The 26184-nt window shown below is 52.8% G+C and carries 29 protein-coding genes and 1 pseudogene; 4 read left to right on the top strand and 26 right to left on the bottom strand.

What is annotated here, in order from left to right:
* Window positions 1-15: 15 nt before the first annotated feature.
* From M0651_RS04280 to M0651_RS04255, 6 genes are all read right to left on the bottom strand, one after another.
* Window positions 16-1017: a phosphotransferase gene (locus M0651_RS04280; protein WP_248550589.1), complete on the bottom strand. Its 1002-nt coding sequence runs from the start codon at window positions 1015-1017 to the stop codon at window positions 16-18.
* A 104-nt stretch (window positions 1018-1121) separates the two neighbouring features.
* Window positions 1122-1607, bottom strand: a complete 486-nt coding sequence (locus M0651_RS04275) for a cell wall elongation regulator TseB-like domain-containing protein (RefSeq protein WP_248550588.1) — start codon at window positions 1605-1607, stop codon at window positions 1122-1124.
* A gap of 28 nt (window positions 1608-1635) precedes the next feature.
* Window positions 1636-2934, bottom strand: a complete 1299-nt coding sequence (locus tag M0651_RS04270) for an amidohydrolase (protein WP_248550587.1) — start codon at window positions 2932-2934, stop codon at window positions 1636-1638.
* Complete coding sequence (locus M0651_RS04265) at window positions 2931-3599, bottom strand: redox-sensing transcriptional repressor Rex (protein ID WP_282577766.1); 669 nt, start codon at window positions 3597-3599, stop codon at window positions 2931-2933. The genes M0651_RS04270 and M0651_RS04265 overlap by 4 nt, the downstream gene beginning before the upstream one ends.
* 18 nt (window positions 3600-3617) lie before the next feature.
* Window positions 3618-6473: an ATP-dependent DNA helicase DinG gene (gene dinG / locus M0651_RS04260; RefSeq protein WP_248550629.1), complete on the bottom strand. Its 2856-nt coding sequence runs from the start codon at window positions 6471-6473 to the stop codon at window positions 3618-3620.
* 200 nt (window positions 6474-6673) lie between these two features.
* Window positions 6674-7306: a tetratricopeptide repeat protein gene (locus M0651_RS04255; protein ID WP_372490875.1), complete on the bottom strand. Its 633-nt coding sequence runs from the start codon at window positions 7304-7306 to the stop codon at window positions 6674-6676.
* 98 nt (window positions 7307-7404) lie between these two features.
* On the opposite strand from M0651_RS04255, the gene M0651_RS24055 reads away from it, so the two are divergent.
* On the top strand, window positions 7405-7527 hold the full coding sequence (locus M0651_RS24055) for a hypothetical protein (RefSeq protein WP_282577745.1): 123 nt from the start codon (window positions 7405-7407) through the stop codon (window positions 7525-7527).
* Window positions 7528-7699: 172 nt separating this feature from the next.
* On the opposite strand, the gene panD is transcribed toward M0651_RS24055, so the two are convergent.
* The 11 genes from panD to M0651_RS04200 all read right to left on the bottom strand — a co-directional run bounded on the left by panD (window position 7700) and on the right by M0651_RS04200 (window position 16707).
* Window positions 7700-8083: an aspartate 1-decarboxylase gene (gene panD / locus M0651_RS04250; protein WP_155605320.1), complete on the bottom strand. Its 384-nt coding sequence runs from the start codon at window positions 8081-8083 to the stop codon at window positions 7700-7702.
* Window positions 8083-8985 (bottom strand): pantoate--beta-alanine ligase, encoded by a 903-nt coding sequence (gene panC, locus M0651_RS04245; RefSeq protein WP_248550585.1) that lies wholly within the window; start codon window positions 8983-8985, stop codon window positions 8083-8085. The genes panD and panC overlap by 1 nt, the downstream gene beginning before the upstream one ends.
* Complete coding sequence (gene panB, locus M0651_RS04240) at window positions 8982-9860, bottom strand: 3-methyl-2-oxobutanoate hydroxymethyltransferase (protein WP_248550584.1); 879 nt, start codon at window positions 9858-9860, stop codon at window positions 8982-8984. Before panB ends, panC begins: the two co-directional genes overlap by 4 nt.
* A 301-nt stretch (window positions 9861-10161) precedes the next feature.
* On the bottom strand, window positions 10162-11142 hold the full coding sequence (locus M0651_RS04235; protein ID WP_248550583.1) for a biotin--[acetyl-CoA-carboxylase] ligase: 981 nt from the start codon (window positions 11140-11142) through the stop codon (window positions 10162-10164).
* Window positions 11120-12508 (bottom strand): CCA tRNA nucleotidyltransferase, encoded by a 1389-nt coding sequence (locus M0651_RS04230; RefSeq protein ID WP_248550582.1) that lies wholly within the window; start codon window positions 12506-12508, stop codon window positions 11120-11122. Before M0651_RS04230 ends, M0651_RS04235 begins: the two co-directional genes overlap by 23 nt.
* A 126-nt stretch (window positions 12509-12634) precedes the next feature.
* Window positions 12635-13795, bottom strand: a complete 1161-nt coding sequence (bshA, locus tag M0651_RS04225; protein WP_248550581.1) for an N-acetyl-alpha-D-glucosaminyl L-malate synthase BshA — start codon at window positions 13793-13795, stop codon at window positions 12635-12637.
* 39 nt (window positions 13796-13834) lie between these two features.
* Complete coding sequence (bshB1, locus tag M0651_RS04220; RefSeq protein WP_248550580.1) at window positions 13835-14548, bottom strand: bacillithiol biosynthesis deacetylase BshB1; 714 nt, start codon at window positions 14546-14548, stop codon at window positions 13835-13837.
* Window positions 14545-14967 (bottom strand): methylglyoxal synthase, encoded by a 423-nt coding sequence (gene mgsA / locus M0651_RS04215; RefSeq protein ID WP_155605326.1) that lies wholly within the window; start codon window positions 14965-14967, stop codon window positions 14545-14547. The genes bshB1 and mgsA overlap by 4 nt, the downstream gene beginning before the upstream one ends.
* A 15-nt stretch (window positions 14968-14982) precedes the next feature.
* Entirely contained in the window at window positions 14983-15789 is an 807-nt protein-coding gene (gene dapB / locus M0651_RS04210) for a 4-hydroxy-tetrahydrodipicolinate reductase (protein ID WP_248550579.1), read from the bottom strand.
* Between the two features lie 22 nt (window positions 15790-15811).
* Window positions 15812-16342 (bottom strand): tetratricopeptide repeat protein, encoded by a 531-nt coding sequence (locus tag M0651_RS04205; RefSeq protein ID WP_248550578.1) that lies wholly within the window; start codon window positions 16340-16342, stop codon window positions 15812-15814.
* A 56-nt stretch (window positions 16343-16398) separates the two neighbouring features.
* A complete protein-coding gene (locus M0651_RS04200) occupies window positions 16399-16707 on the bottom strand; it encodes a nucleotide pyrophosphohydrolase (protein WP_248550627.1) in 309 nt (102 codons plus the stop codon).
* 209 nt (window positions 16708-16916) lie between these two features.
* On the opposite strand from M0651_RS04200, the gene M0651_RS04195 reads away from it, so the two are divergent.
* Complete coding sequence (locus M0651_RS04195; RefSeq protein WP_248550577.1) at window positions 16917-17786, top strand: YitT family protein; 870 nt, start codon at window positions 16917-16919, stop codon at window positions 17784-17786.
* Between the two features lie 210 nt (window positions 17787-17996).
* On the opposite strand, the gene M0651_RS04190 is transcribed toward M0651_RS04195, so the two are convergent.
* The 6 genes from M0651_RS04190 to M0651_RS04165 all read right to left on the bottom strand — a co-directional run bounded on the left by M0651_RS04190 (window position 17997) and on the right by M0651_RS04165 (window position 22508).
* Window positions 17997-18923, bottom strand: a complete 927-nt coding sequence (locus M0651_RS04190; RefSeq protein WP_248550576.1) for a sporulation protein YpjB — start codon at window positions 18921-18923, stop codon at window positions 17997-17999.
* 58 nt (window positions 18924-18981) lie between these two features.
* Complete coding sequence (locus M0651_RS04185; RefSeq protein WP_248550575.1) at window positions 18982-19608, bottom strand: DUF1405 domain-containing protein; 627 nt, start codon at window positions 19606-19608, stop codon at window positions 18982-18984.
* Between the two features lie 112 nt (window positions 19609-19720).
* Complete coding sequence (locus M0651_RS04180; RefSeq protein WP_248550574.1) at window positions 19721-20596, bottom strand: menaquinol-cytochrome c reductase cytochrome b/c subunit; 876 nt, start codon at window positions 20594-20596, stop codon at window positions 19721-19723.
* Window positions 20597-20668: 72 nt separating this feature from the next.
* On the bottom strand, window positions 20669-21340 hold the full coding sequence (gene qcrB, locus M0651_RS04175; RefSeq protein ID WP_155605332.1) for a menaquinol-cytochrome c reductase cytochrome b subunit: 672 nt from the start codon (window positions 21338-21340) through the stop codon (window positions 20669-20671).
* A 16-nt stretch (window positions 21341-21356) separates the two neighbouring features.
* Window positions 21357-21899 carry a QcrA and Rieske domain-containing protein gene (locus tag M0651_RS04170; protein ID WP_248550573.1) on the bottom strand — a complete coding sequence of 181 codons (543 nt, stop codon included), beginning with the start codon at window positions 21897-21899 and terminating at the stop codon, window positions 21357-21359.
* Between the two features lie 177 nt (window positions 21900-22076).
* Window positions 22077-22508: a DUF2487 family protein gene (locus tag M0651_RS04165; RefSeq protein WP_248550572.1), complete on the bottom strand. Its 432-nt coding sequence runs from the start codon at window positions 22506-22508 to the stop codon at window positions 22077-22079.
* 168 nt (window positions 22509-22676) lie between these two features.
* On the opposite strand from M0651_RS04165, the gene M0651_RS04160 reads away from it, so the two are divergent.
* A complete protein-coding gene (locus M0651_RS04160) occupies window positions 22677-23159 on the top strand; it encodes an ArsR/SmtB family transcription factor (protein WP_248550571.1) in 483 nt (160 codons plus the stop codon).
* Window positions 23160-23176: 17 nt separating this feature from the next.
* The gene (locus tag M0651_RS04155) at window positions 23177-24481 is read left to right on the top strand and encodes an MFS transporter (protein ID WP_248550570.1); all 1305 of its coding nucleotides are present in this window, start codon (window positions 23177-23179) and stop codon (window positions 24479-24481) included.
* 72 nt (window positions 24482-24553) lie between these two features.
* Here M0651_RS04155 and M0651_RS04150 read toward each other — a convergent pair whose 3' ends face one another.
* From M0651_RS04150 to M0651_RS04140, 3 genes and pseudogenes are all read right to left on the bottom strand, one after another.
* Complete coding sequence (locus M0651_RS04150) at window positions 24554-24739, bottom strand: IDEAL domain-containing protein (protein WP_248550569.1); 186 nt, start codon at window positions 24737-24739, stop codon at window positions 24554-24556.
* 39 nt (window positions 24740-24778) lie between these two features.
* Window positions 24779-24928, bottom strand: a pseudogene (locus M0651_RS04145) (gamma carbonic anhydrase family protein); the annotation flags it as partial.
* 79 nt (window positions 24929-25007) lie between these two features.
* Complete coding sequence (locus M0651_RS04140; RefSeq protein ID WP_248550568.1) at window positions 25008-26096, bottom strand: DUF5302 domain-containing protein; 1089 nt, start codon at window positions 26094-26096, stop codon at window positions 25008-25010.
* Window positions 26097-26184 lie beyond the last annotated feature (88 nt).

The following is a 26184-nucleotide window of genomic DNA, read 5'->3' as shown; positions in this document are numbered from 1 at the left end:
TTCTACCCCGAAATGCTACAAATTCTCAAGTAGATCGGGTAGACGGTTGATATTCTCAGCCAACCACTTCATCTCTTTGGCAAATCGTACGGGAGGTGCGCTATGTAAATCCATCTGCCTATGAATCCACCAGACGCTTTCCATATACCACAGCATCTGCAGCGAAGTCGTTAAATATCGTTCTTCTGTAGTGCGTACCCCTTCCTGCTTATATCCCTCCATAAATGCACTAGCCAAAGCTAGATCCAAATGATCCCTGAATGCAAATGACATTACAGCACGAGCAACATCCAGCCGGGGAAAATCATAATTCAGCCGATCGAAATCCAATACCGCGGCTACAGAACTCTTCTCAAACAGCAAATTGTCCGCCCAAAGATCTCGATGCGCCCAGCCTGTTTCAATAGCTTCAAATCGCTCCAACTCAACATGTTCTGTTGCGATGCGCTGTGTTTCAATCTGGGCTGACAAATCGGTGTCGCCGCAGCTTACCGCTTGTTCCTGAAGAGTAATCCAATGCTCCAAGCGCTCCTCACGAGCTGGAGGAGTAAACAAGGCGGATTCCTTACGCCCCAACTTCCCATCATTCAGAATCTGATGCATTTGACCCGTGATCCGTCCCAAATCATAGATTTGATCGATGTTGGCTTGTCCCGGAGGTACTAGATCTCCCTGGCAATAACCCATCACAATAAACCTTTCGCCGTTAGCCGAATCCAGCATCAGTTTCCCGTTCGAGGAAAGGAGCGGCGGGCATGGAAAACCAAGCTCGCTTAACCGCATTTGCTGGGATAACGCCAGTTGCAATGTTTCTGGTTGGTACGCTTTAAATCGCTCCCTATTATATTGCTTTAGTACAAAATCTCCGAGATCCGTGGAAATTCGCCATTTATAATTGAGCCAACCTCTTCTTATAGGAACAGACTGTCTAATTGGACCGGAGAAATAATCAGTAAACGCATGTTTCAAGTCTTCCCACACTCTATCCTCTTGCCCCGCCCGATCGAGCAGCTCCATCCCATTCCCTCCCAACAAAATAAAACGGTTCCGCCATTCAGGCCTTTCGCCTAAACATCGAAACCGTTTCTTTCCTAGTCATTCTTCTATTCACGGACGACCCGTCAGCGATTCGGCAGGGTAAACACTTCCGGCAGCGGCTCGCCGCTCGTAAAACTGAAGAACCGATAATAATGATGGTCCTTCTGTTTGTAGAACAGCTGCCAGACCAGTTGGTTATTATAGATGCCCGGCATCAAACGGACAACCTGTATCTCAGGTAAGGTCTCCTTGATCATGGCTCGAACCTGACTCTCGGATTTCCCTTCCGACAGCCATCGCACCTCAGGTTCTTGACCTTCCCTCAGCCATACCATCATTTTACGTCCGGATTCGTCTTCTCCCTGCACGACCCAGATGACTTCATCCCATACCGACTTCCACACCTCGTCGCCCTGGACCAGGTCCGTCTCCTGCTTCGCCTGTTGAATGGCGGCTCGTTCGGCTCTCCACGTATCTTCATGAATGTAAATATAAAACCGGTGGAGACCGAGGAACACGATCAACAGGATCACGATGGAGAGCAGAATCCATTGGGTTCGCTTCCTCAACCTTCTCTTCCTTTCCTATCCTGGCGTATTACCGCGCCAGCAGTCCTTCGAACGCTGCTTGAGCGTCGTGCCGGATGCGTTCCTCATCAAGTGTCAGGCAAGCTCCATGTTTGATAACCTGTTTACCGTTCACCCAAACATGCTCGACGTCCTTGGGTCCAGCCGAATACACAGTGTGCGAGATGAAGTCCGTTCGCGGCAGAAAATGAGCTTGCTCCGTATTCAAGGCGATGAAATCCGCCTTCATGCCAGCTGCTAACTTCCCGGTATTCGGTAAAAAGACCGACTTCGCGCCGTATTCCGTTCCCATCTTCAGGGCTTCCAGCGCTGGCACTGCGGTAGGATCGCCGGATACCCCTTTATGGATCAGCGCGGCCAACCGAATCTCCTCCAGCATGTCAAGGTTGTTGTTACTGGCCGGTCCGTCCGTTCCCAGTGACACCACTACACCCTTCTTCAAAAGTTCTGGTACACGGGCTACACCGCTGGCCAACTTTAAGTTACTACCCGGATTATGTGAGATGGTCACTCCATGCGAAGCCAAAACCTCGATTTCCTCGTCCGTCAAATGTACGGCATGGGCGAGCAGCGTCGGACGGGAGAACATCCCCAGCTTCCGCAGATGCTCTACCGGGCGGACGCCGTAATCGTTCACGTTCTGCTCCACCTCGGTGCGCGTCTCCGACATATGCGTATGCATGGGCAGGCCAAGATCATGGGCAGCTTGCACGAACTTCTCAATAAAGGCGGGTGGACAGGTGTACGGTGAATGCGGCGACATCATCGTGGTGATGCGGCCTTCCGCTTTGCCCTGCCAGTTCTGAGCAAATGCAATCGCTTCTTTCAGCTTCTGATCTTGCTCCTCCGGCGAGCACAACCCGATCGCCCCGCGCATCAACACAGCGCGAATGCCGGATTCCTCCACAACCTTGGCTACTTCATCCATATGATCATACATGTCCAGGAACGTGGTCGTACCGCCTTTGAGCATTTCCAGTACGGACAACGCCGTTCCAGCATAGACGTCGGCGGCGGTATACTTGGCTTCCATCGGCCACATCTTCTCCTGCAGCCAGGTTTGCAGGACCATGTCATCCCCGTAGCCGCGCAGCAGCGACATCGCCGCATGGCCATGGGTGTTGATCAAACCCGGCAAGAATAACAGACCTTTGCCGTCAAACGTTTCTGCGCCTTCCACGCCTTCCGGGCGTTCTTCACCGATATAAGTGATCGAATCACCTTCAACAAGCATATATCCTTGAATCACGGGACGATCCGTCTCCAGTACGGCAAATGTCCCGTTTTTGATTAACCATTTACGACTCATACGTTGGCTTGTTCCTTTCCGTCCTCCAAGTAATAGGCCAAGCTAAGCAGGTCCGTTGTGAAATCGGCGGCATGAATCCGCACTTCTGCGGGTACCTTCAGAATCGTCGGAGCAAAGTTCAAGATGGCCCCGATGCCGGCTTTAACCAGTTCATCCGCCACGCGCTGGGCTTCTGTATCAGGTACCGTAATGATCCCGATACGGATATTATTCGCTCGTACTGTATCTACCAGCTCCTCAATCGGTTGAATCGTGATGTTGTTAATTTGGGTACCGATCTTTGCTGGCGATGCATCAAACACGGCGACGATTTTCATATTATCCTTCAAATACGCATTATAATTCGAAAGGGCTTGGCCCAGATTACCGGCACCAACAAGCGCCACGTTAATCTGCTGGTCCAGGTTGAGAATTTGCTGGATTTTCTCGATTAGATAAGCTACGTCGTAACCGATCCCCTTCCGGCCAAAATCCCCGAAATACGCCAAATCCTTGCGGATTTGCGCAGGATTCAGAACCAGCTTCTGGCCCAGCTCTTGCGAGGATACCGTCGGAACTTCCCGGCGGCTGAGTTCGTTCAAGAAACGCAGATAAACCGGTAGTCTGCGGACAACGGCGTCCGAAATTTTCTCTGACTTCATGCTTCGTTTCCCCCTATTCTTCAATGCGATCAATGAAGCGGTTTAGGCTTCGGGATTCAACCATTCCGAGATACGCGGTACCATTTGATTCATTGGCATATGCTCCATCTTCGGTCCGGGCAAAGAGTATAAGAAATATTTCCCATAATAAGATTCCAGGATACGGGTATCATACACGATTACGATACCGCGATCCTGTGACGAACGGACGAGCCGCCCGAATCCTTGCTTGAAGCGGATAACCGCCTGCGGGACGGATAATTTCATGAATGGATTCTTCTTCTCTCGCTGCAGTCTCTCACTCTTGGCTTCCACCAGCGGGTGGTTCGGCGGTTGAAAAGGCAGTCGCACGATCGCCAAACTCGTCAGCGCCTCGCCGGGGATGTCTACCCCTTCCCAGAAGCTGCTCGTCCCCAGCAGCACCGAAGCGTTCTGACCCTGGAAGCGCCTTGTCAGCTTGGTACGGCTGCCGCTGTCCATCCCTTGTCCAATGACGGTGATCCCCTGTGCCGAAAGCAACTCCTTCAGCGGGTCATACACCTGTCTCAACATCCGATACGACGTAAACAGCACCAGCATTCGGCCTTTCGTAGCCACCGCGGAATCCGCCAACGACTGTACCAGCGTGTTAATGAAATGATCATCTCCCACGCTGCCCTTCACGCTCGGAAAATCACGCGGAATAACTAAGAGTGCCTGGTCCCGATAATTAAATGGAGATGGCAACATCGACGTGATCAACTGGTCCTCTTCCGCCGCCTCCGTCAAGCCCAACTGCTCGATCATATACTGGAACGATTTATCGACCGATAATGTCGCGGAAGTCATAACCACACTTTTTTTCCGATCGAAGAAAAATTCCTTCAACTGAGCGCTGACGTCGATCGGCACCGCGTACATTTGCAGCGAGCGGCTGCGGTAATTCCCGTTGGCTTCCATCCAATAAACCGTGTCTTCGCTCTCCAGCTTCATGAAGAACCGCAGCGATTCCCGTTCACCCGCCAAATCTTTAAACAAACCGCTAATATCGGTGAGCAGGCTTTCCGCAGCATAGTCGTCTTGCTCCTCCCGAATCTCGGACAAGAGACGATCCCCTTTGCGCAGCACATCCCCTAGCCCCACGTAAATCTGGTTCTCGAGGGCGGTCAGTATCTCCCAATCCTTCGGCTTGCGGGTCGGCAGCAACCGGTATACGAATTGCCCCGGGTCGCCGGGGGCTGCGTCACTGCGGTCCGGCATCAAGCTGAACAGCAGCTCGCTGAGCTTGTCCCAGCTCTCTTTCACATCCACGAGCGTCGGGTAGATGTCATCAATCACTGCGCACCACTCCGAACTCTTCTCCGCGGACGACGCATCAAGAGAGCTCCGGAGATTCGCCAACTGGCCTGTCTTGCTGTCTTTAAACAAGCGGGTTAGCGTATGGACGACCGTAAAATATTTCATATGAATACCTAGATGCTTGCCGGCCACATCTTCCAAATGATGCGCCTCATCGATGACTAGACGCTCATAGCCCGGCAGCAGTTGATGACCGGCCTGGATGTCCGTAAACAATTTAGAGTGGTTCGTGATGACCACGTCCGCTACTCCGGCTTCGTGCTTGGCACGATGATAGAAGCATTTGCGGAACCAGGGGCAGGAACGGCCTAGACAGGATTCCGATTCACTGGCTACCGTCTCCCAGAAGTCACCGCCGCGGTTACCGAGATTGAGCTCCTCATCGTCGCCGCTTTCCGTTTGTGTCAGCCACACAACCATTTGCGCGGCCGTCATCACCTCTTCTTTAGGTGTCGCGAAATCTTTCCTATTCATTTTATGTTCAAATTTGCGCAAGCACAAATAATGCTGCCTTCCTTTAAATACAGCAGCGCGGAAAGGAAAAGGCACGACCTCCGTCAACAGCGGCACGTCGCGCTCTCGCAGCTGCTCCTGCAGATTGATGGTATGCGTGCTGACCATCACCTTCTCGTCGTTCTTCACACTGTGGTAAATGGCCGGCAGAAGATACCCCAAGGATTTGCCGGTTCCGGTTCCAGCTTCGACCAGCAAATGCTTGTCTTCCTCGAAAGCCCGCATGACTTCGTTCAGCATCATGTTCTGGGCTTCTCGCTCCTCGTATTGCGGCAAACGCTCCCGCAACCGTTCCCGGACCTGCTCCATGAATTGCTCGAAGGACACGTCAGCAAGCGGATTTCGGTCCGCGCTGTCCCTTGGCGCTGCGATGTCCAGCCAATCTTCCGCCTGCAAGGCGAATTGGCGATAATACACAAAGCCATCCTCGCTTGGCATCGCCTCGCGTTCCTTCTCTTGCACCATCGCATCAAAAAACCAACCCAGATCGCTGTCCTCACCGGCAAACAAATCGGAAAGACGCTGCAAGGTCAAGAGCGGCAGCTGCGCGCATTCCTCCAGACATTTCAGAAAAATGAGCGCCGTCGCCAGAGCGTCGCTGTCCGCCTGATGAGGACGATCATGTTCCACTTCAAACTCCGCCGCCACCTGACCCAGCTGATAGGAGGTGAGCGAAGGAAACAGGATTTTCAAGAAATCCATCGTATCCAGGATGCGCCCGGTAAACGGCAAATAACCTGTTTTGTCCAAAGCGCTCTGTAAATAGTTAAAATCAAATGCAACATTGTGCCCGACCAAGACGACGTCGTTCAGAAGCGGAACCATCTCCACCATCACTTCGTCCAGCTCAGGCGCATCCTTGACGTCATCCTCGGTAATTCCCGTCAATCCCGTAATAAAGGGAGGGATCGGAATTCCCGGTTTGACAAAGGAACGGTACACCTGCGATATTGTCTTGTCCGGTTCTATAATGGCAAGTCCCACTTGAATAATTTCATCGGAGGACTGGTTACCCGTCGTTTCAAAATCAAGCACTGCGTATTTCATTGCTATTAATTGTCCCTTCATTCCAGTCTCTTTACAGCATAACAGAAGATAACCGATTTGAAAATTAATACAAACGGGATCTGTAATAAAAATCACAAAACAAAATAAGCGATGCGCCGCTTTAAGCGGAAATTCGCATCGCTTCATCAATCAAACCGTAAACAAGTGAGATCAATCGAATGAGATCTACAATAAATGACCTACAACAAGGAAGTCAACTCTGGGCCGTAATGCAGTTTCCCCGTGCTGTGCGTGCAGGCCTCCAAATTGGCGAGTGGCTCGGGCAAGGACGGATCGCTGTGATGAGCCAACTTGAAGTACTCTTTTGCCTTGGCAAAAACCCCTTTTTGCGCTTCAATGCATCCAAGCGCGTTATAAATGATCGAACGAAGCCGTTTGTTACTTGCCTTCTCCAGCACCAGCCAGAAGTGCTTCACGGCTTTGTCGGATTGCTCCAGATGCAGATGGCACATCCCCAGGTAGGTCCGGGCGAGCACACTGTCCGGGAACTGCTGCATGGACTGCTCAAATTGGGATAAAGCCTGGGGAAACATCAGGAGCTTGTAATACCCTTGTCCCTTGATAAAGATGGGGTCATCCAGTTCAGGAAGATCGGGCGTCTCCTTCGATTCCATGCTCCCAAACGCATGGCGCAGATAACCCATTTTCTCCTCGAAACACAGCCACTCCTCGATGATGCCGTCACTCATATGCTGAAGCAGGCTCCACTTCTTAGCCAGCTCCAGCTTCTGGGCGTTGCCGGCCAAGGGGTATTTCCTTGTGATTTCGTCCAACATCTCATTCATTTCCGCAAACACATGCTGAAACATCATTCGCATCCCCCCAAACGAAAATGAAATCAGTCCGAGCCTTACGATCATTTTTTGTTTCGGGGACCGATTTCATTCCCGCAGGGAGGAATTACACTTTTTTGCAGTGTGCTTTAGGTTTGTGTTTCGTCGCGGTGGTGGTAGATGCCGTCAAGTTTGGGCTCCCGTGGTGGCGGATTCACAAGCTGGAGTATCGTCAAGGCGGCGAATACAGCGGCCAATAATTGTATGCGAAAAATCGAGTACAAGTCGCGATGCGACGTTTGACGAGGTGCGAACCGTAGCTGGAGGCTACGTGAGCAACACGGAGGGCCCGGCTGAATTCAAGATTCGACGCCGAGCCCCCATCCCGAGTCCACTTCGTGATCCGAAGATGACTTTTTGAACTACCTTATATTAGCGGATCATGGCGTGGAGCTCTTGATGCGCCTTCTCCACCGGCTTATTGTTCTCGTCAACGAACACAACCGTTGGTTTATGGCTGCGTACCTCTTCCGCCGACAGTTGGGCATAAGAAATGATGATGACACTATCCCCCGGCTGTACAAGCCGTGCTGCCGCGCCGTTCAGACAAATGACGCCGCTCCCGCGAGGTCCTGGAATCACATAAGTCTCTAGGCGAGCACCATTATTATTGTTTACGATTTGGACTTTCTCATTCTCCAACAGGTCGGAAGCCTCCATCAATTCCTCATCAATCGTGATGCTGCCGACATAATTCAAATTTGCTTCTGTCACCGTCGCCCGGTGGATTTTCGATTTCATCATTGTTCTATACATCAGTCGTTCACCTTCTTCGTTAGGATAACGTTATCGATCAGCCGGGTATTGCCAAACTTTACGGCAACGGCAATCAGCACGTCGCTCCGGCGTTCGGAAACGTCAATACGATCTCCGCCAGCCACCGGGGCAAGCCCCGGAAATTCGGCAATCTCCACATAATCAATCACAGCCAGCGGTTCAGCGCCAATCGAATCACGCAATTCGGCAAGCACCTCTCCTGCGGTCACATTGGCTACCGTATCTGCCTTGGCCTGTGCCGCTAGTAAGCTGCGCGACAGGACAAGAGCGGCCTGACGTTCTTCCGCACTCAGGTATACGTTGCGGGAGCTAAGCGCTAGTCCGTCGGCCTCACGTACGATCGGACAAGGCACAATTTCAACGTCAAAATTCAAGTCCAGCACCATCTGCGCAATGACCGCCACCTGCTGGGCATCCTTTTGCCCAAAATAAGCCCGATCCGGCTGCACGATATGCAGCAGCTTACCGACAACGGTCGTAACGCCATCGAAATGGCCCGGACGTGACGCTCCACACAAGACATCCGTCAAGTCGGCGACTTTAATTCCTGTTCGCGTCGGCTGCGGGTACATCTCTTCAACGCTGGGCAGAAAAACAAAATCTACGCCCTCCCGCTCAGCCAAAGCCAAGTCTTTCTCAGGATCGCGGGGATACCGCTCAAAATCCTCATTAGGGCCAAATTGGATCGGATTCACGAAAATGCTTAGCACCACTAAATCATTCTCTGCCCGCGCTTTGCGCAGCAAGCTGGCATGCCCCTCGTGCAAAAATCCCATCGTCGGAACGAGCGCAATTTTGATTTGTTTGCCCTTTGTGGCCGCTGTGAACCGCGTTTCCTTCAACTGTTCACGAAGCGTCCGTATATTCGTAAAGGTCATCATGACCGGACTTCCACCTTTCCTTTGCCGTACAGCGTACCCAGAGATTCCTGTACGCCTTGATCCGCACGGAAGACATGCTCTTCCGCCGGGAACGAGCGATTCTTGACGTCGGCTACGTATTCCGTAATGCCGCGGCGCACCTGCGCACCGAGATCGGCATACGTTTTGACGAATCGTTTGTCGCGGTAATCCGCGGTATATTTCAAGACGTCATGGTAGACCAGTACTTGGCCGTCACAGCCACGCCCTGCCCCGATACCGATGGTCGGGATGGACAACTCCCGGGAAATCGCCGTTGCCACCTCTTCGGTGACCAGCTCCAGCACTACACCAAAGGCGCCGGCACGTTCCAGCGCTTTGGCATCATCCATCAGCCGCTTGGCATCCGCAGCGTCCTTGCCCTGCACCCGGTAACCACCGATCTGATTGACGGACTGCGGCGTTAAACCGATATGACCCAATACCGGAACACCCGCATGTACGATGGCCTGAACGGCACCGGCAATCTCTGCACCGCCTTCCATTTTGACGGCATGAGCATGACCTTCCTGCATCAAACGGCGGACGTTCCGCAGGGTTTCATCGATGCTTCCGTGGTAGGTCATAAACGGCATATCGGTGACAATAAACGTATGCTGCGCTCCGCGCGCAACCGAACGGGAATGGTAAACCATATCGTCCAGCGTCACGGGAATCGTCGAATCATACCCAAAAACTACATTGCCCAACGAGTCTCCGACTAGCAACAGATCTGCACCCGCCTCCTCGGCCAACTGGGCCGACGGATAGTCGTATGCGGTGATCATGGCCAGCGGGATGCCGTCCTGCTTCATTTTTTTCATTTTTACGATGTTTAACGCTTGTTTACCTGCCATTTGATCCATCTCCTTCGGTTTGGAAACGTGCGAACCTTGAAAAAACGCGCACAACAAAAAAACCTTTTAGTTTGGCACTAAAAAGGTCCGAAGTCCAAAGAAGAGTTCATTCCTCGTTCTTCTGTCTCGGTCCCTCTTACGGCTCAGAGCAGAATCCAACGCAACTTGATCGTGGTTGTTCAAGTCGTCTTCCGACGGTTGAACACTCACTTTACATACCTCCGACGAGCGCCCGGAGTGCAGTTCGGATCTTGGCCGATACCGCCTCCTGTGCTCAGTATAACAAATTACGTTCTATTTTTCATCCGCCAAGTTGTACTTCTCCAGAGAAAATCGTGAAATGTTTACCATCTTGATCCAGGAGCAATAATGCACCGCTGGGATCCAATCCGGTTGCCGTTCCTTTTAGCACCCCGTTTGGGGTATGAACGGCAATCTCGCGGCCAAGTGTAACCGACAGCGCCTCCCACAAATGACTCACCGGAGCAAAACCTTCCTGGGTATACAGCTCGTAAAGCTGCTCCATCTCAGTCAAAACAGCGCCAATAAGTGTGATCCGATCAATCCGCCGACCGCTCTCCAGCGAAAGGGAAGTGGCGATTGGCGATAGCTCCTGCGGAATGTCGTTCGCCTCCAAATTCACGTCAATGCCGATACCTGCCACGGCAAAACGGATCAACTCATCTTCAGCGACCGATTCGACGATAATGCCACATAACTTCCGTCCGCCCACCAAAATATCGTTAGGCCACTTGATTCCGGCATCGACGCCGCCAACTTTGCGGACGGCGCGGCATACCGCAACGGCCGCAAGTAATGTCAATTGCGGCGCGATCGACAAAGGCTGCCGTTCCGGACGCAGCAGCAGGCTCATCCAAATCCCCTTGCCGGGAGGTGAATACCAGCGCCGGCCTTGACGCCCGCGCCCGGCCGTCTGTTCCTCGGCGAGGACCAGCGTACCGTGAGGCGCCCCTTCCTCCGCCAGTTTGCGTACCTCCTCCTGAGTGGAAGGAGTGGATTCCAACAGCTTCAGTCTTCGTCCGAAGATGCGGTTCCCTTGCAGCGCATGCAGCAAGCCGGCTTGACTCAGCTTGTCCGGCTGACGGATCAGTCTGTATCCCCGCCGGGGCGCCGACTCGAATTCATAACCTTCCTCGCGCAGCTTGGCGATTTGTTTCCACACCGCCGTCCGGCTGATCGACAGTCGGCGGCTGATCTCCTCACCGGATATATATTGCCCCGGATGCTCCAGGAGCATCTCAATCAACCGATTTGCTTCCATCTTCCTTCACCCCCGTTTTGACATGATCCAGAAGAGTCTGCCGATCATTAGGCAGCTCACCTGCGGCAACCGCAAGCAGCAACTCCCGCAGCAACTCGCTAAGCCAAGGGCCGCCTTTGCGTTCAGCTGCTTGCAGCACTTCGCCGCCGCTGACGGCAAGCTCCTTCAGCGTATGTACTTGCACCTCGCGGTGCCATTGGGCCGCGCGGGTCAGCATGGCCTGGCCGGCCTGCCGCCATGCGTCGTCGCCCGAGGCCGCTTGTAGCACCGTCTGCTGACGGCGCAGCCACAGCCCGGCGGTTTCGCGGCCGAACGCGACCTGCAGGCCGATCCAGCCGCGCCGCTGCTCGCGCTCGCCCGGCGCCCCGGCATGGACGGCTTCCCACGCTTCGTCAAAGCGGACGATCCCAGCCGCCTCCTGGGCGGTCTGGTTCGGGAACGTCCAGCTTTTGAGCAGCGGGGAAGCCGCTTCGCCCGGGGCGCCTAGGGCTTGCAGCAGCAGCGACCAGCGCTGCGCCGGCGGCGCCGGCTCCAGCAGCGGCAGCGCGGCCAGCAGCGCACGGCGTGGCGGCTCGCGGTGCAGCAGGCGCTGCGCCAGCGCCGCTTCCGCGCCGGGTGCCTCGCCGCCTGCGTCCGCCTCCGCCTCCGTCGCGGCCGGTCCTTGCGCGGCCTTCGCATGCCGGAACAACCCGCTGCGCTCCAGCAGGGCGAGTCCTCGGAGCGGGTCCGGGCCCAGCACGATCTTCTCCATCTCCATACGCACGCGCTCCGTCGCGATACAGCTCAACTTGTCCCGGCCATCAAGGAGCGCCTTCCATAAGCTCTTGACCGGGCGGAAGCCAAACGTCGAAGCAAACCGGACGGCCCGCATCATCCGCAGGGCATCCTCCTCAAACCGTTCTTCGGCAACGCCAACACAGCGGATCAGCCCACGCTCGATATCGGATCGGCCGTCAAACGGATCAATCAGTTCGCCATCCAGCCCCCGGGCGATAGCGTTCATAGTAAAGTCACGCCGCTGCAAATCCTCGGTGACCGCATCCACAAACTCCACCGAACCCGGACGACGGTGATCCGCGTAATCCGACTCCCTGCGGAACGTCGTCACCTCGAACGCCTGATCTTCCATGAGCACCGTCACCGTGCCATGTTGAATTCCCGTCGGAACCGTGCGATCGAACAACCGAACGACCTCGTCAGGTCTAGCCGAGGTGGCGATGTCCATATCGTGGACCGGGCGATCCATCAGTTCATCGCGAACACAGCCCCCGACAAAAAAGGCCTGGTGCCCGCCATCCCGCAATACGCGCAGCACATTTTCCCCCTGAGCCAACATAAGGGGGTCGACCTGACTCCAACGATTCATTTCGATTGCGGACACCTCCCTTCCAATCAACTTTAATCTATCGTCATCCATACGGCACAACAAGCGCAGGGCCTCAAGCCCTGCGCCGATTCGATCTTTAGATTCCTGCCCTCTCGCCAATCAACTTTAGCTGCAAGCCGGATTCAACGTTGGCAGTTGACGATTGAGCACACGGTAATAAATCTCTTCATATGCCGCCGTCGTCATCTCGCTGCTGAACTCCGTTTTCGCCCGAGTCAAGCAAGCTTCGCGGATCCGTGCAGCCAGATCAGGGTTCTGCAACAGCGCGATGCAATGCTCCGCCATCTGCTTCGTATCGCCGATCGGTGCCAAGAATCCGGTCTCTCCGTGGGTCACCAGCTCCGGAATCCCGCCGGCCACCGAACCAACGGTCGGCACGCCGCAGGCCATCGCTTCCAGAGCAACTAAGCCGAAGCTTTCCTTCTCTGAGGGCAGTAACAAGACATCGGCCATCGAAATCACATGAGCGATATCATCCTGTTTACCCAGGAAATGCACCCGGTCGGCTAGGCCAAGGTCCTTGATCTTGCATTGAATTTTGGGCAACTCCGGCCCTTCACCGACAAACAACAATTGGGAAGGAACCTGCTCGTTGACCCGATGAAAAATATCAACGACATCGCTGACCCGTTTCACCGGTCGGAAGTTGGAGACGTGCATCAGCACTTTCTCGCCTGGTGCAGCAAAATCCATCCGGCAGCTCTTCGCATCCCTTGGATAATATACTCGCTCGTCAACGAAGTTGTACGTCAAGTCAATATCCCGGGTAATGTCCAACACTTCCCGGGTTTCCCGCATCAAATCGCGCGAGACTGACGTCACCGCGTCGCTTTCATTAATCGCCAACCGGATCAAATCCTTTAGCGATTCGTCCTGCGCCAACACCGTAATGTCTGTCCCATGCAGCGTCGTCACAACCTTTAACGAGTCACCCACCATCTGCTTGGCGAGGAATGCACAAACCGCGTGCGGTACCGCATAATGCACGTGAAGAATATCCAGGCCTTGCGCTTTGGCAACGGTGGCCATTTTCGTCGCCAATGACAAATCATAAGGCGGATAACGGAATACGTAGTAATCGCTAACCTCAACTTCATGATAAAAGATATTCTTATGGTAACTCCCTAAGCGAAAAGGAACGCTATGCGAGATGAAATGGACTTCGTGGCCCTTTTCCGCCAGCAATTTTCCCAGCTCGGTGGCCACAACCCCCGAACCGCCCAAGGATGGATAACAAGTGATGCCGATTTTCAAAAATGGTTCCATATGGTGGGGGCCTCCTTTGTTGTTATTCTCTCTTCCAGCTTATGTGCGTAGGGAGCCGAATAGATTTACCGGATAAGCGGTTTTCGTCATAAACCCTTCCGCAAATGGAATCAGCGAACGCTGTCCGATCAGCGAGTCCCGGGCTTTGACACGTTCCACATATCCCTGATTAAGCGGGGTTATAGCAACGTCTTCGCCAGGCGAACCCGCCTCAAACTGCGAACGGTAGCACCGTAGCGACCGTTCTTTCTGCTCGTAGGTTTCACTCACATCGACGATCAAATCCGGCGTTTTCCAATCATTGATGAAATAAAAATAAAGCTCGGGCGCAGGGACCGCCGGCTTGTCCGGCATAAATCGGCGAAGCTTGGCGTTAAATATCGCAGCATCCACCAGCTTGCTGGCATCGATATGGTCGGGATGACGATCCTCCCAGTACGGTGCGAACACAAGACGCGGCGCAAACTCGCGAATAACCTCGGTGACCGCAGCCAATTGCTCCGCCGACCCGGTCAACCCTCGATCAGGCAGTCCAAGATTGACGCGCGCGGCTAATCCCAGCACGTTGGCTGCTGCTTCGGCTTCCTGCTTCCGCAGGGTGGGATTGCCGTTAGAGGACAACTCGGCTTCGGTCAAATCGCAGATACCGACACGGTAACCCGCGGTGGTATGCTTAGCGATCGTGCCGGCCATTCCAATCTCGGCATCGTCGGCGTGCGCCCCGAAGATCAAGATATCCAGCGGTTCACTCATTTCGTCAACCCCGGTTTATGCATCTCCACCAGCTCGCGCCAGCCGAAATCCCCACGATCTAGAGCCCGCACCAGAATCTCTGCCGTCGCCATATTGGTGGCTACCGGAATTCCGTGTACGTCGCATAGGCGCAGAAGTGCGGTGATGTCCGGTTCATGCGGCTGCGCCATCAACGGATCACGCAGGAAGATGACCAGATCCATCTCGTTCTGAGCAATTAATGCGCCGATCTGTTGGTCCCCTCCGAGCGGACCCGAGAGGAACCGATGGATTTTTAATGAAGTGTTATCCATAATTTGCTGTCCGGTCGTTCCGGTAGAATAAAGCCTCTTATCTTTAAATACATGCTCGTAAGCGATGGCGAAATTGACAATATCCTCTTTCTTGCGGTCATGAGCAATAAATGCGATGTTCAACATATGCTTTTGTCCCCTTTAATCTTCCATGAAATGTTCGAATCCGTAAATCATGCCCTTGCATTCGATCACTTTCTTGATCGCCAAATTGACCCCCGGCATGTAACCGGCACGTTCATAAGAATCGTGACGAATTTTCAGCGTCTGGCCAAAGCCGCCGAAAATAACCTCCTGCTGAGCAAATACGCCCGGCAACCGAACGCTATGTATCCGGAATCCATTATAATAACCGCCCCGCGCACCTTCAATCGTTTCTTCCTCGTTCGGGTTCCCTTGGCGCAGCTCCTTCCGGTTCTCGGCGATGAGCTCGGCCGTCTTCACCGCCGTCCCTGATGGCGCATCCAGCTTCTGATCGCCATGGTATTCGATGATTTCCAGGTGGGGGAAATATTTCGCCGCCTGCGCCGCGAAACGCATCATCAAGATCGCCCCGATGGAGAAGTTCGGCGCAATCAATCCGCCGATCCCCTTGACATGGCACAGCTTGTCCAGATCTTCGATTTGCTCCGGCGTAAACCCGGTTGTACCGACAACCGGTGAAACACCGAGCCGGATCGCCAGCTCGGTGTTCGCGTAGGCGGACTGCGGCGTCGTGAAGTCGACCAACACCTGCGGCTGCGCCTCACTCAGCGCCTTCTCCAAATCGCCCGTCAAAGCAACGCCGCAAGCCGGAAGGCCGACCAGCGTTCCGGCATCGAGGCCGGCATCCGATAGATTCACGGCGGCTACCAGTTTAAGCTCCGGATCCTGGAGCACCATCTTCACCACTTCTCTACCCATTCTGCCGGCGGCGCCCGCCACAGCAACTTTAATTGGTTCCGACATCTTGATCTCCTCGCATTCTCTACTATGATGATTGCTTGATTTGGTGCTTCAACCGCTGCTCCATTTCTTTCAGCTGACCGGCCGCACCGGCATCCAATGGAAGGGCCGACGCGTCGCGAACCACTTGAAGCGCCAGTTCGTAACATTCAAGTTCGCCGTAGGCGATCGCCAGCCATACCTGCGCATCCAACGATAACGGGTCGAGCTCTACGGCGCGCTTCAGCATACGGGCTGCCGGTTCGGCTGCGGATTTCCGTTTGTTGCCTGCCTTCTCCAGCTGCCGTCTGGCCATTTGGGTCAATTCCATGGATTGCAAACGGTCGTAATGCAGTTTATATTCGTCCTGCGCAGGTTCCAGAGCTGCAGCCAAACGCGCATGTTGAAGCGCCTTATCCAGCTGCCCGCTGCGGGCGCAGGTGATCGAGTACCGATAGTGGATATCCGCGTGATCCGGCTGAACGTCCAGCGCTCGCTCGAACCAACTTAACGCCTGAGCAAAGTCGTTTTCATAGATGCTTCGGTAAGCTCTTTGCAAATAATCCTCCGCCTTCATGTGCTATCCCCCTTTACTGTAGGGATGATCATACTAACAGCATATGAAGGATGACCCTATTCGGTGTCCTTTTTCGTCCAACGATCCGCATCGCGGGTTGCGAATTTATGCATGACCTGATCATGGGCCTCGGTCAAATTAATGCCAAGAGAGTTGGCGAAGCAAATGGTAATGAACAGAATATCGCCTAACTCCAGCTCGATGGAATTGTCCGGTTCGTCCTTCTTCTTCGGTTTCTCGCCGTAGGTATGATTGACCTCGCGGGCCAGCTCGCCCACTTCCTCAGACATCCGCGCCAACATCGTGAGCGGGCTGAAATAGCCTTCTTTAAACTGCGAGATGTAACGGTCTACTTCGCGTTGCATTTCCGCAAGAGATTTCTCTTTGTCAACTTCCAAGCACCGATCCCTCCGCTGATTGTCCCGTTTTTCCCTATGTTATCGTAAGTAGGTGACGAAAACAAATCATTTTTTAAACCGCATAGAAAAAGGTATACTAGGAAAGGCAGATCTAACCAATTGCCAATTAGCGAAGGATTTACAACAATTCCATTAGGGACAGGTGAAGTTTTTTCATGAACTCAAGCAAATTTTCCGGGTTTCTCAAAACGCTGCTGCCGATCTTACTAGGTACGGCCATCTATGCGTTTGGACTCCTCTATTTTATCTTACCCAACCAGCTCATGGAAGGCGGGGTCACCGGCATCACGTTGCTCCTGAACTATGCGTTTGGCATCTCGCCTTCGCTTTCGAACTTGCTGCTCAACATCCCGTTGTTTCTGATCGGATGGAAGATCCTTGGGGGACGACAAATTATCTGGACCGGGGTCGGAATCGGCTCGCTGACCTTCTTTCTGTGGCTGTTCGAGCGCATGATTCATGGGGGCTGGATCCTGCCGTTCGAGACACAAACGGATTATATCCTCGTTTCGCTATACGCGGGGGTAACGCTGGGGGCTGGCCTAGGTATCGTATTCCGTTTTGGCGGGACGACCGGAGGTTCGGATATCGTGGCCCGGATTCTCGGACGTAAATACGGATTCAGCATGGGACAAGTCATATTAACACTAGATATTGTCATTATCGGATTGTCACTCTTCTATATTAGGAAGGAAAATATACTGTATACGCTCGTGGCTGTCTTTATCGCCTCTAAGGTCATCGATTTTATTCAGGAAGGCGCGTATTCCGCCAAAGCGTTTACGATCATCAGCGATCATGCTCCGGCAATCGCCGATATTATCACGAAGGAGATGGACCGCGGCGTGACGTTAATTCCAGCGATCGGGGCTTACTCCAAGCAAGCGAAGCATATGGCTTACTGCGTCGTGTCCCGCCAAGAGATCCGGCGACTGCAGTCGATTGCAAAGTCTGTTGATCCGCGAGCGTTCATCATCATCAGCGACGTGCATGACGTGCATGGAGAAGGGTTCAAGGAGGATTAAACGCGAGGCATCATAACAAAAAGCAGAGCGGCTAAGAGAATCCTTTGCCTCCCTGCTTTATTTATTTTAACCCGAACATCAACATAGCGGTAAAATATGTCCCCATTTCGAAATTAAGGCCAATTTCCACCCTTATCCAGCCGAAATCCGAGTTTCTCGCAACAATAAGGGTATCTTTTACCGTTATTGCCTTTTATCCCTCGCCATCACCTACAACCTATACCGACGCGCATCCTCTTCCCGTCGTTGCTCCCGCACTGCGGTTACGGTTTGAGAGGCACGATACTTGCGGATGCCCGTATAGGTCAGAGCAAGCACGATCCAAAGCCCGATCAAGCCACTCCAATACCACGGGCTGTCAAAGCCGGTGATCGGCAGAAATACAGGCTCGTCTCCCCGACGGCCGAACAACCCTTTTAGCGCGCCTTCTCCCTGAATGACGGCCCCTTTCAAAGCTGCTTCATCCCAGGTCCGTTCCCCGCTCAACCGACCGACATAGGACAGCCAGGAGTCGAACTGGTTGACATCAGAGGCCGGGCGCCGAATTACCGCGGCAGGACGTACCACTTCGTAATGGCCCTCTAAGGCTTGGAACGCCTTGCGTACCTCCGCCGGTTTTCCGCCCGCACGGGCGCGATTCATCTGCTGCAAGTTATCCGCCATGACCTTATAATACTGCTGCCATAAGGCCTTGTCCGGATGCAGCAGACTGTTCACCGCCAGCCGCAAGCGAGCTGAGGATAACGCCCACGCCTCAGGCTGGATCTCCGCCTTGACCAGCGTTTCCTTGGTGTCCATAATCGTTTCGGCTAAGGCATGGATTCCCTCCACTGACGTCAACCCCTTAAAGGACACGCCCTCCAGCGCTCCGATCAATTTGTCCATGTCGGACAGCGCCTCCGTGGTATTTCCTTGTTGCATATGTTCATACAAGCGCTCTGACGCCGCTTCGAGTTGCTTCAACCGCTCACTGCGCTCCTGCTCTGACAAGCCGGCCGCGCCCGTCGATGACGACGCCCCTGCCCTGCTCCCAGCTCCATTCCCATCCGGTTGAGCCAACACCGCTGTGCTCCAGAGCAGCATCGCGGCAAGCAGAGCTAGTGCGGCCGCCGTTCCTTTCACCCAAGTTCGTCTCACGGACATCCCCTCCCTACCATCATGGTATGGCAGGCTGTCCTACGTTAGAACCTTGCTCTTAAGCGCGTTTAGCTTGTTTTAGCGCAAGCCAACCGGCGGCAACACTGGCGAAAGTCAGAACCACGGTAAAGACGGCAACACCGGATACATCGTCCCATAACGTCTCCGGCAACCAAGGATAAACTTCATAGGTGTAATCCACGGTATCGTTGAGCAGCGTCCAGGCACCGGCCCCCAGCAGCATCAAAGAACCCAACTTGTACAATCGGACAAATAGCAGCGATTCCACCGCCATCGCCAAATGGGAAGCAACCAGCATCCAGTCCTGCCATACGAGTTCTCCCCCCTGATACGCACCGGCGAAGATCATCGAAACGGCCCACACCCCGTACTTCACGCTCGTCACGACAGCCAGCCCCTCGATCAAGGTGCGGATGCGGAAGTATTTCTTCAACTTTCTCGGAAACAGCAGAAATAACAAACTTAAGGTAAAGAACAAGCTCGCCGTCGGACTGTCGGGAACAAAGATGATCTGCCAATGCGGATGACTGCGCCAAGTATCCATCAGTTGCGCATCATACCAGATATAACCGTAAATCGTACCCAATAGATTACAAACGAACAAGGCCCATAAGATGAAGCGGGAGGATAGAAATGAGATGCTCCAAAGATCCGATAGTTTCAACGCGTTATCCCTCTTTTTCACGAAAATGGCGCCGGTCGCGAACCTATAAATCGGCGCGCAAGCTTAAAAAAACCTGACCGCATCACGATCAGGTTTCACATTACATTCTATTTTACTGTTCCGTTTTTTGTTTCGCAAGCCATTCGGCCAAATGGTCAATGTCCTGATCTGTTAGGCCGTTGTTGATTGCAGTAGTGTACATTTCAGGCATCTTGCCATTATAGCCTTCTTTAATGATAGATAGAATCGCTTCCTTGTCATGTTTATCGCCAATTCCGCGTAACGACGGAGCAGCGCCTCCCTTAAGGTCGGCTGCGTGACAGTTAATGCATGTCGCCGTCTTGTAAATTTCCATCGCCGGGTCGTCCTTCTCTACGATAGCGACTTCTTCCTGCGGTTTCGCATTGGATGTCGGTAAGCCCTTTTCCCGATTCTCACGAGCTTTCTCTTCCCGCTGGATATGTTCCGGCACCTGCCCCGTTGCTTCCAGCTCATGTTGGTAATGCGTCCAGGCGAAGTTCGTCAAGTAAACGACCGCAGCGATCGACAGCAACATCAACGACGATGCGATCGGACGCTGATAGAAGCGCCGCTCCTTGCCACGATCGAGAAATGGAGCGAGCATCAGCCCGCCGAACATCACGCCGGGGATCCCCATCGTTCCAAGTACAACGTAGTCGCCGGAGGCATACGGATATTTCAAATATTGATACAGGAACAGGAAGTACCAGTCCGGCATCGGGATAACCGAAGCCGTCGGATTGGCCGGGAAGCCAAGCGGAGCCGGTTCCGATATGGTCAACACCAGGAAGCCAACGAGCACGACAACGCCAACCATCCATTCTTTTAGCAAAAAGTTAGGAATGAACGCTTCGGACTTGCCGGGATAAGCCGTATAGTCCGGAGGCGTGATAAACCCTTTGCCCTTACGGACGCGGGAATCGCCAACGAACACGACCTTTTCCTTAGAATTGTCTTGATGAGCCATGTCCCTTTTGCCCCCCTTCTCTTCATTATAGAGGTAGTTCAAAATAATCATCTGTTGTTCGAGTTTCAATTCTTACAACGGTCCGGAAATCCCTTGTCTGCGGATCATGATGAAGTGACCCACCAAGAGGATCAGCAAGACCGCCGGAAGGAAGAACACGTGAATGGCAAAAAACCGGGTTAACGTTTCTGCGCCTACGATTGAACCGCCCTGCAGCAGCTCCTTGATGACCGGGCCTAGTACAGGAACGGAGTTGGCGATTTCCAAGGTTACCTTCGTGGCAAAATACGCCTTGTTGTCCCATGGCAGCAGATATCCCGTCAAACCAAGACCAATCATGACGAAGAAAATCAACATCCCGACAATCCAGTTCATTTCACGCGGCGCTTTATAAGAACCGGTGAAGAAAACACGAAGCGTATGTAGGAACATCATGACGATAACCAAGCTTGCCCCCCAGTGGTGCATGCCGCGGACGATTTGGCCAAAAGCGACCTGTGTCTGCAAGTATTCCACACTGGCATAGGCGTTAATAATATCGGGAACGTAATACATGGTCAGAAACATCCCCGACAAGATCTGGATGACCGTGATAAAAAACGTCAAGCCCCCGAAGCAGTACACAAACGCGGAGAAGTGATGCGCCGGGTTGACATGCTCCGGTACCTCGTGATCGGCCACATCGCGCCAGATCGGCGTGATATCAAGACGTTCGTCAATCCAGTTGTACACATTTTTAAACATCCGAATCTACGCCTCCTTATTTCACGATGGTATTCGGGATGATATCCCCCAGATAAACCCAATCGTCCTTAATCATAACCTTGTACTCGTCAAGCGGTTTCGATGCGACCGCCAACTGCTTACCTTCCTTGGTGTAATGCGCGCCATGGCAAGGGCAGTGGTATTCATCCGGAAAATTATTATCGTTATTCCATCCAACCGTACATCCCAAATGCTTACAAATCGGTGAAAGCGCATAAATATTTCCGCTCTCGTCCTTGCGAATCCAAGCTGTAAGGGAGGCCGTACTTAGGTACCAGCCGTCTTGCTGCTTGAGCTCGAACGAATATTCCTGCGGTTCGTTGGTGATTTTGCTAACTTCTACAACCTTGACGAAGGCACCTTCGCCTTTCTTGTGCAGAATCGGATCAACCGCGAAACGAACCATAGGAAGGGTCACCCCACCCACCATGAATGCAGTGGCGCCCCCAAGCGTGTATGTAAGAAATTGCCGACGGGACATCTCTTTGCGAATAGGCGGTTTATGCGAGGATTCCTGCTGGTCATGCTGATTGCTCATATGTCTTCAACCCCCTTTGTCAAGCAATTGTTTCCGAACGTTTCAATGATAAATATCACAACATCGCGTAAGACATATTAATAATATATTAGGGTTTTAAGAGCGTCAAGAATTTGACACATTTTTTTGGGCATCGAAAAGCTTGCCCTTCTTGAAATTGTCGATATTTTGTCACAATCACAAACCTTTATTTGCTTGCCACAATTCTTGTACGGCCGCCTTCACTCGTCCAGCAGCCCCTTCCTTGGAATCCGGTGCATAACGGCGTAATGTCACGATTAAATCGGCATCCGGTAGTTCCTCATCGAACCATTCGAATTCAGCGGAAACGACAAGGACATAAGCAAAGCCGCTAGACTTGACATTTCGACACACGACATTAATCGCTTGAGCCATTTCCTGCGTTTGATATTGGAAAGCTGGATACGTGACCACTCTCCCTTTGAAAGGGATTTCCACCCAGTCAAGGATATCTCTCAGTCTTTCCAACTTTTCCGTTACTTCATACGGTAATTCCAAGCCGGTTAGTCCTGTCACCGGAATCACGCAGGTATCCAAATAAGGTCGAAGCTCCTCCCAAGCGGAAGGTTCAATTTCACTGAATTTCATGTGATAACCCCTTTTCCAATCCATGTCTCCCCATTATAAACAGGGATTCTTGACAAATCCATCCTTCTTGTTTACTATCGATCTGTAATATAGATCATACTGCAATTTAGATTGGTTTGGATTCCAGAACGTGTCTTTCACACTCTACTCATTCAAGGGGGAAATATGATGGGTGACCACAAAAAAGCTCCTATGCCAATCAACGCCGAACAAAGCAAGCTTCTCGAAAGCGCCTTGCGGATCAAAATTCTGAACGTGTTGGCCACTGAAGCGCACACCTCCAAACAAGTCGCCGATCTGTTGGGCAAAACCCCTGGGAACGTACATTATCACATCCAGAAGCTGTACGACGGCGGATTGTTGGATTTGGTCAACACCCAGGCGGTTGGCGGCGTGATGGAGAAGTATTACCGTTCCAAGAACACGTTCTTTAAGCCTGAAACGTTCACCGCATTCCATTTTCTCGAAGAGGTGCCTCCATACCAGGTGGCAACACGTTTGCTGCTATCCGAGGGCCAATATCAAGACTTTATCGACGAGCTTGATACCCTAATCCGAAAATGGGAAGCCAAGGACACCGATGGCGCCGAATACGGCGTATTATTCACCTTAGGACGCGTGCAGGACAGTGACGCGGGTTCGATTAATTAGAAGGAGGATGCGTATCTATGAATCTTGAACCTTCACAAATGGATGAAGGCGTCGCCAGGCAGGCGGTCCAACCAGCCGACGAGTCGGTCGCTAAGAACCCCTTCTCCGGGTTCGCCGAGCCCTTCCGCAAATCCAAAGCATTCCCCTTTTTGTGGCTTGGACAGCTGGTTTCTTTTCTCGGCAGTTCCGTTACCCTGGTCATCCTGCCGATCATCGTCTATTCCTTGACGGGTTCGACCACCACGATGGGATTACTCATGGCTGCGTATATGCTGCCCAACATCGTCATGCTCCCGATTTCCGGAACGTTGGTTGACCGCTATAATCGCACAAATTTGATGTTACTGACGGATCTGCTTCGGTTTGGTGTTATGGCCATCCTGGCGACGCTGCTATTTACCAACGCCTTAACCATTCAATTGCTCTTTGTACTTGTCACCTTGTATGGGTTAATGGATGGTTTGTTTCAACCCGCTTATGCGGCTACTCGTGCCACCGTGTTCACCCCTGACATCCGCAATTCCGCTAATGCGCTAACCCAAATCAGCAATCAAGCGGTTCGTTTGATCGGCCCTTCCCTGGGTGGCGTGCTGGTCACGTTCTTCTCGGCCGGATGGGGAGTTGCGCTTGATGCCATGACCTATGTGATTTCGTTTCTATGTCTCTATGGGCTTCGGAAGCTAATTGCCTATCAACCGAAGCCACCAGGCGAAAGCTTAGGCATGGGGGCGGATTTCAAGGAAGGCTTGGTTGTGCTGAAGAGCAAACCATGGCTGTGGATCACCATCTTGGCCTTTTCTCTGGTTAACATCTGCTTTGGTGCCATTGTCACCGTTGTGATCCCTTGGTTATTCAAAATCCACTTGGAATTGCAACCGTATGTGTACGGCATCGCCGTAACCTGCTCGGGTGCGGGAGCCATTGCTGCCGGCTTGTTGTTTGGTGCGAAGAGACGCTTGAGGCGCCGAGGCCTGATTGCTTACGGCGGGGCATTGTTAAGCGGCATCGCCCTCCTGCTGATGGCCGCAGCCCCTTCTCCGGCCGTACTCTGCGCTCTCTTTGCCATCGAAGGATTCGGGATGATGATGTTTGGCCTGATTTGGGAGACCAGTTTGCAGGAGATGGTGCCTCAGGAGACCTTTGGTCGCGTAGCCAGCCTGGATATGCTGGGGTCGTTCGCCCTGCTCCCGATCGGTTATATCATTGTCGGCTGGCTAGCTGATTATATCGGCGGCCTGCAAACGATCGCGCTGTTTGCAGCGATCGGCACCTTAGCCCTTCTGGCCGTCATGTTCACTCCGGCCGTACGCAATTACGACTAAACCCCGCTAGGATTGTTACAAAAAAACCGTCCCTTCTGTTCAATCCTGTGAACAGATGGGGCGGTTTGCCGTTTAGCGTTCTTCCAATGTTTTCAGTTCATCCGTCAGGAGCCGGAAGGCATCCTCATCGCCATTCGCCAAGGCGGTGTCGATCTCGTTGTAGATCTGTTCCGAGCGATGCTTCCGGAGCGCTTCGTCCCATATCATTTCCGCCGCCAATCCAAGCATTGCTTCATAAGTAACCTTCATCTGATCCATAGGATGCACCTCCAAACCATCGTTAAATGATCTTTTTGCATAGGGTGGAAGGATGGTATTTTCCGTCGCTAAAGAACCTGCTCCTACTAAAGCATATTCACCGATATCCGCGCCGTTTAGGACGATCGCCCCTATACTCATTAATGTGCCTGTGCCTATGCGGTATCTGTGAATCACGGCGGCATGTCCTGCTCAATCCCGATTTCACCCAGGCCGGAAGCGTCTGCTTTAGAAGTTATGTAAGTGCGTTGATCGCCTTCAACAACGCTTAGGCCTTATGAATTTGTTGAACCGCTTGCTTTCCAAACGGAGAAGCCTGCACATACCGCTCGTGCCGCTCGTCTTCACCGAAACGAACCATGCCTAAATGGAGCATCATCTGCAAGATTCGCTCTTCAAAAATCGAAGCGGGCGTGTCATAAAAAAACGGTTTGATCAGGGCTTCAACCCTTTCGAACAACGAGGGGATCGTCACCCAATCTTTCGAACAACATAAAATCCAGTAGACTAGAGACAGCAAGTTAGGAATGGGCCCTTTATATAATCTTAACCAAAAGCGGACGAACTGTATCATGGGTTCTTTGTGTTCCTCCGCCAGGTAGGCCGCGCCTGCTTCCGTCAATTCCAGTCGATGGTTGTTCTCCTGAATGAGTCGAGTGTGATAGGCATAATCGTAAAGGAGCGCCAACCGATTCGGATAATCTTTAAAACGGCGACCATACCCGAAACGCCACCCTTTACCAACTAACCCCTCGGATACGTGAAGCGATTCCAGAATCTGCAGTTGGTTTCTCCGGTACATGACGCCTTCGCTGTTTAGCGAGATATCGTGCCGAGAGACATATTGCAGGAAGAGCAGCAGGTCGGCGGACAGCATGTCCGGCTCCTCCCGGTACATCGGCGGTTCGGCGGCGGCGGCCTTCACTTCGGCAAGAAAACGGCGTTCAAGAGCTTCTCGGAACCGTCGCTTCAAATCCTCAGGAACCTCGAACAGGTAGCGGGTCTGCTGAGTCGTTCCATTAAACAACCACCCCTGCTGGCGGAAGCGGGCAATCATCTCCCGCGGGCTTTCCCGCTCCTTGGCATCTTCGGTAAACCGCGAGCCCTGCGCACAAGCGACCAGCTCCTCTAAGCTGAACTGACGGCGTCCGTCGAACAGGAGGGTGTTCAGGAAGCGAAAATCCTCCAAACTCATGCCTCCGATATGCCGTTCGATAAAATCGCGGCGACCTATCGTCTGCAGGATGGATTGAATCAATTCATGCTTCGAATGCCCGCTGCATTCGCAGCGGTAATGATCCGCTATTCTGCTAAGTTGTCCGATATCGGCAAAAGTGAGCATATCCGCCAGATTCATAGTTTTACCGCCTCGCCGTTTTAATCCCATTATGGGAAGGTTTTCCGGCGTTTATTCTCGAGAAATGAAATTATCTCGAAAAAATAGC

This window comes from Paenibacillus mellifer (genome assembly GCF_023195895.1).
Taxonomy (GTDB): Bacteria; Bacillota; Bacilli; order Paenibacillales; family Paenibacillaceae; genus Fontibacillus; species Fontibacillus mellifer.
This window is presented reverse-complemented; position numbering and strand designations above follow the sequence as displayed.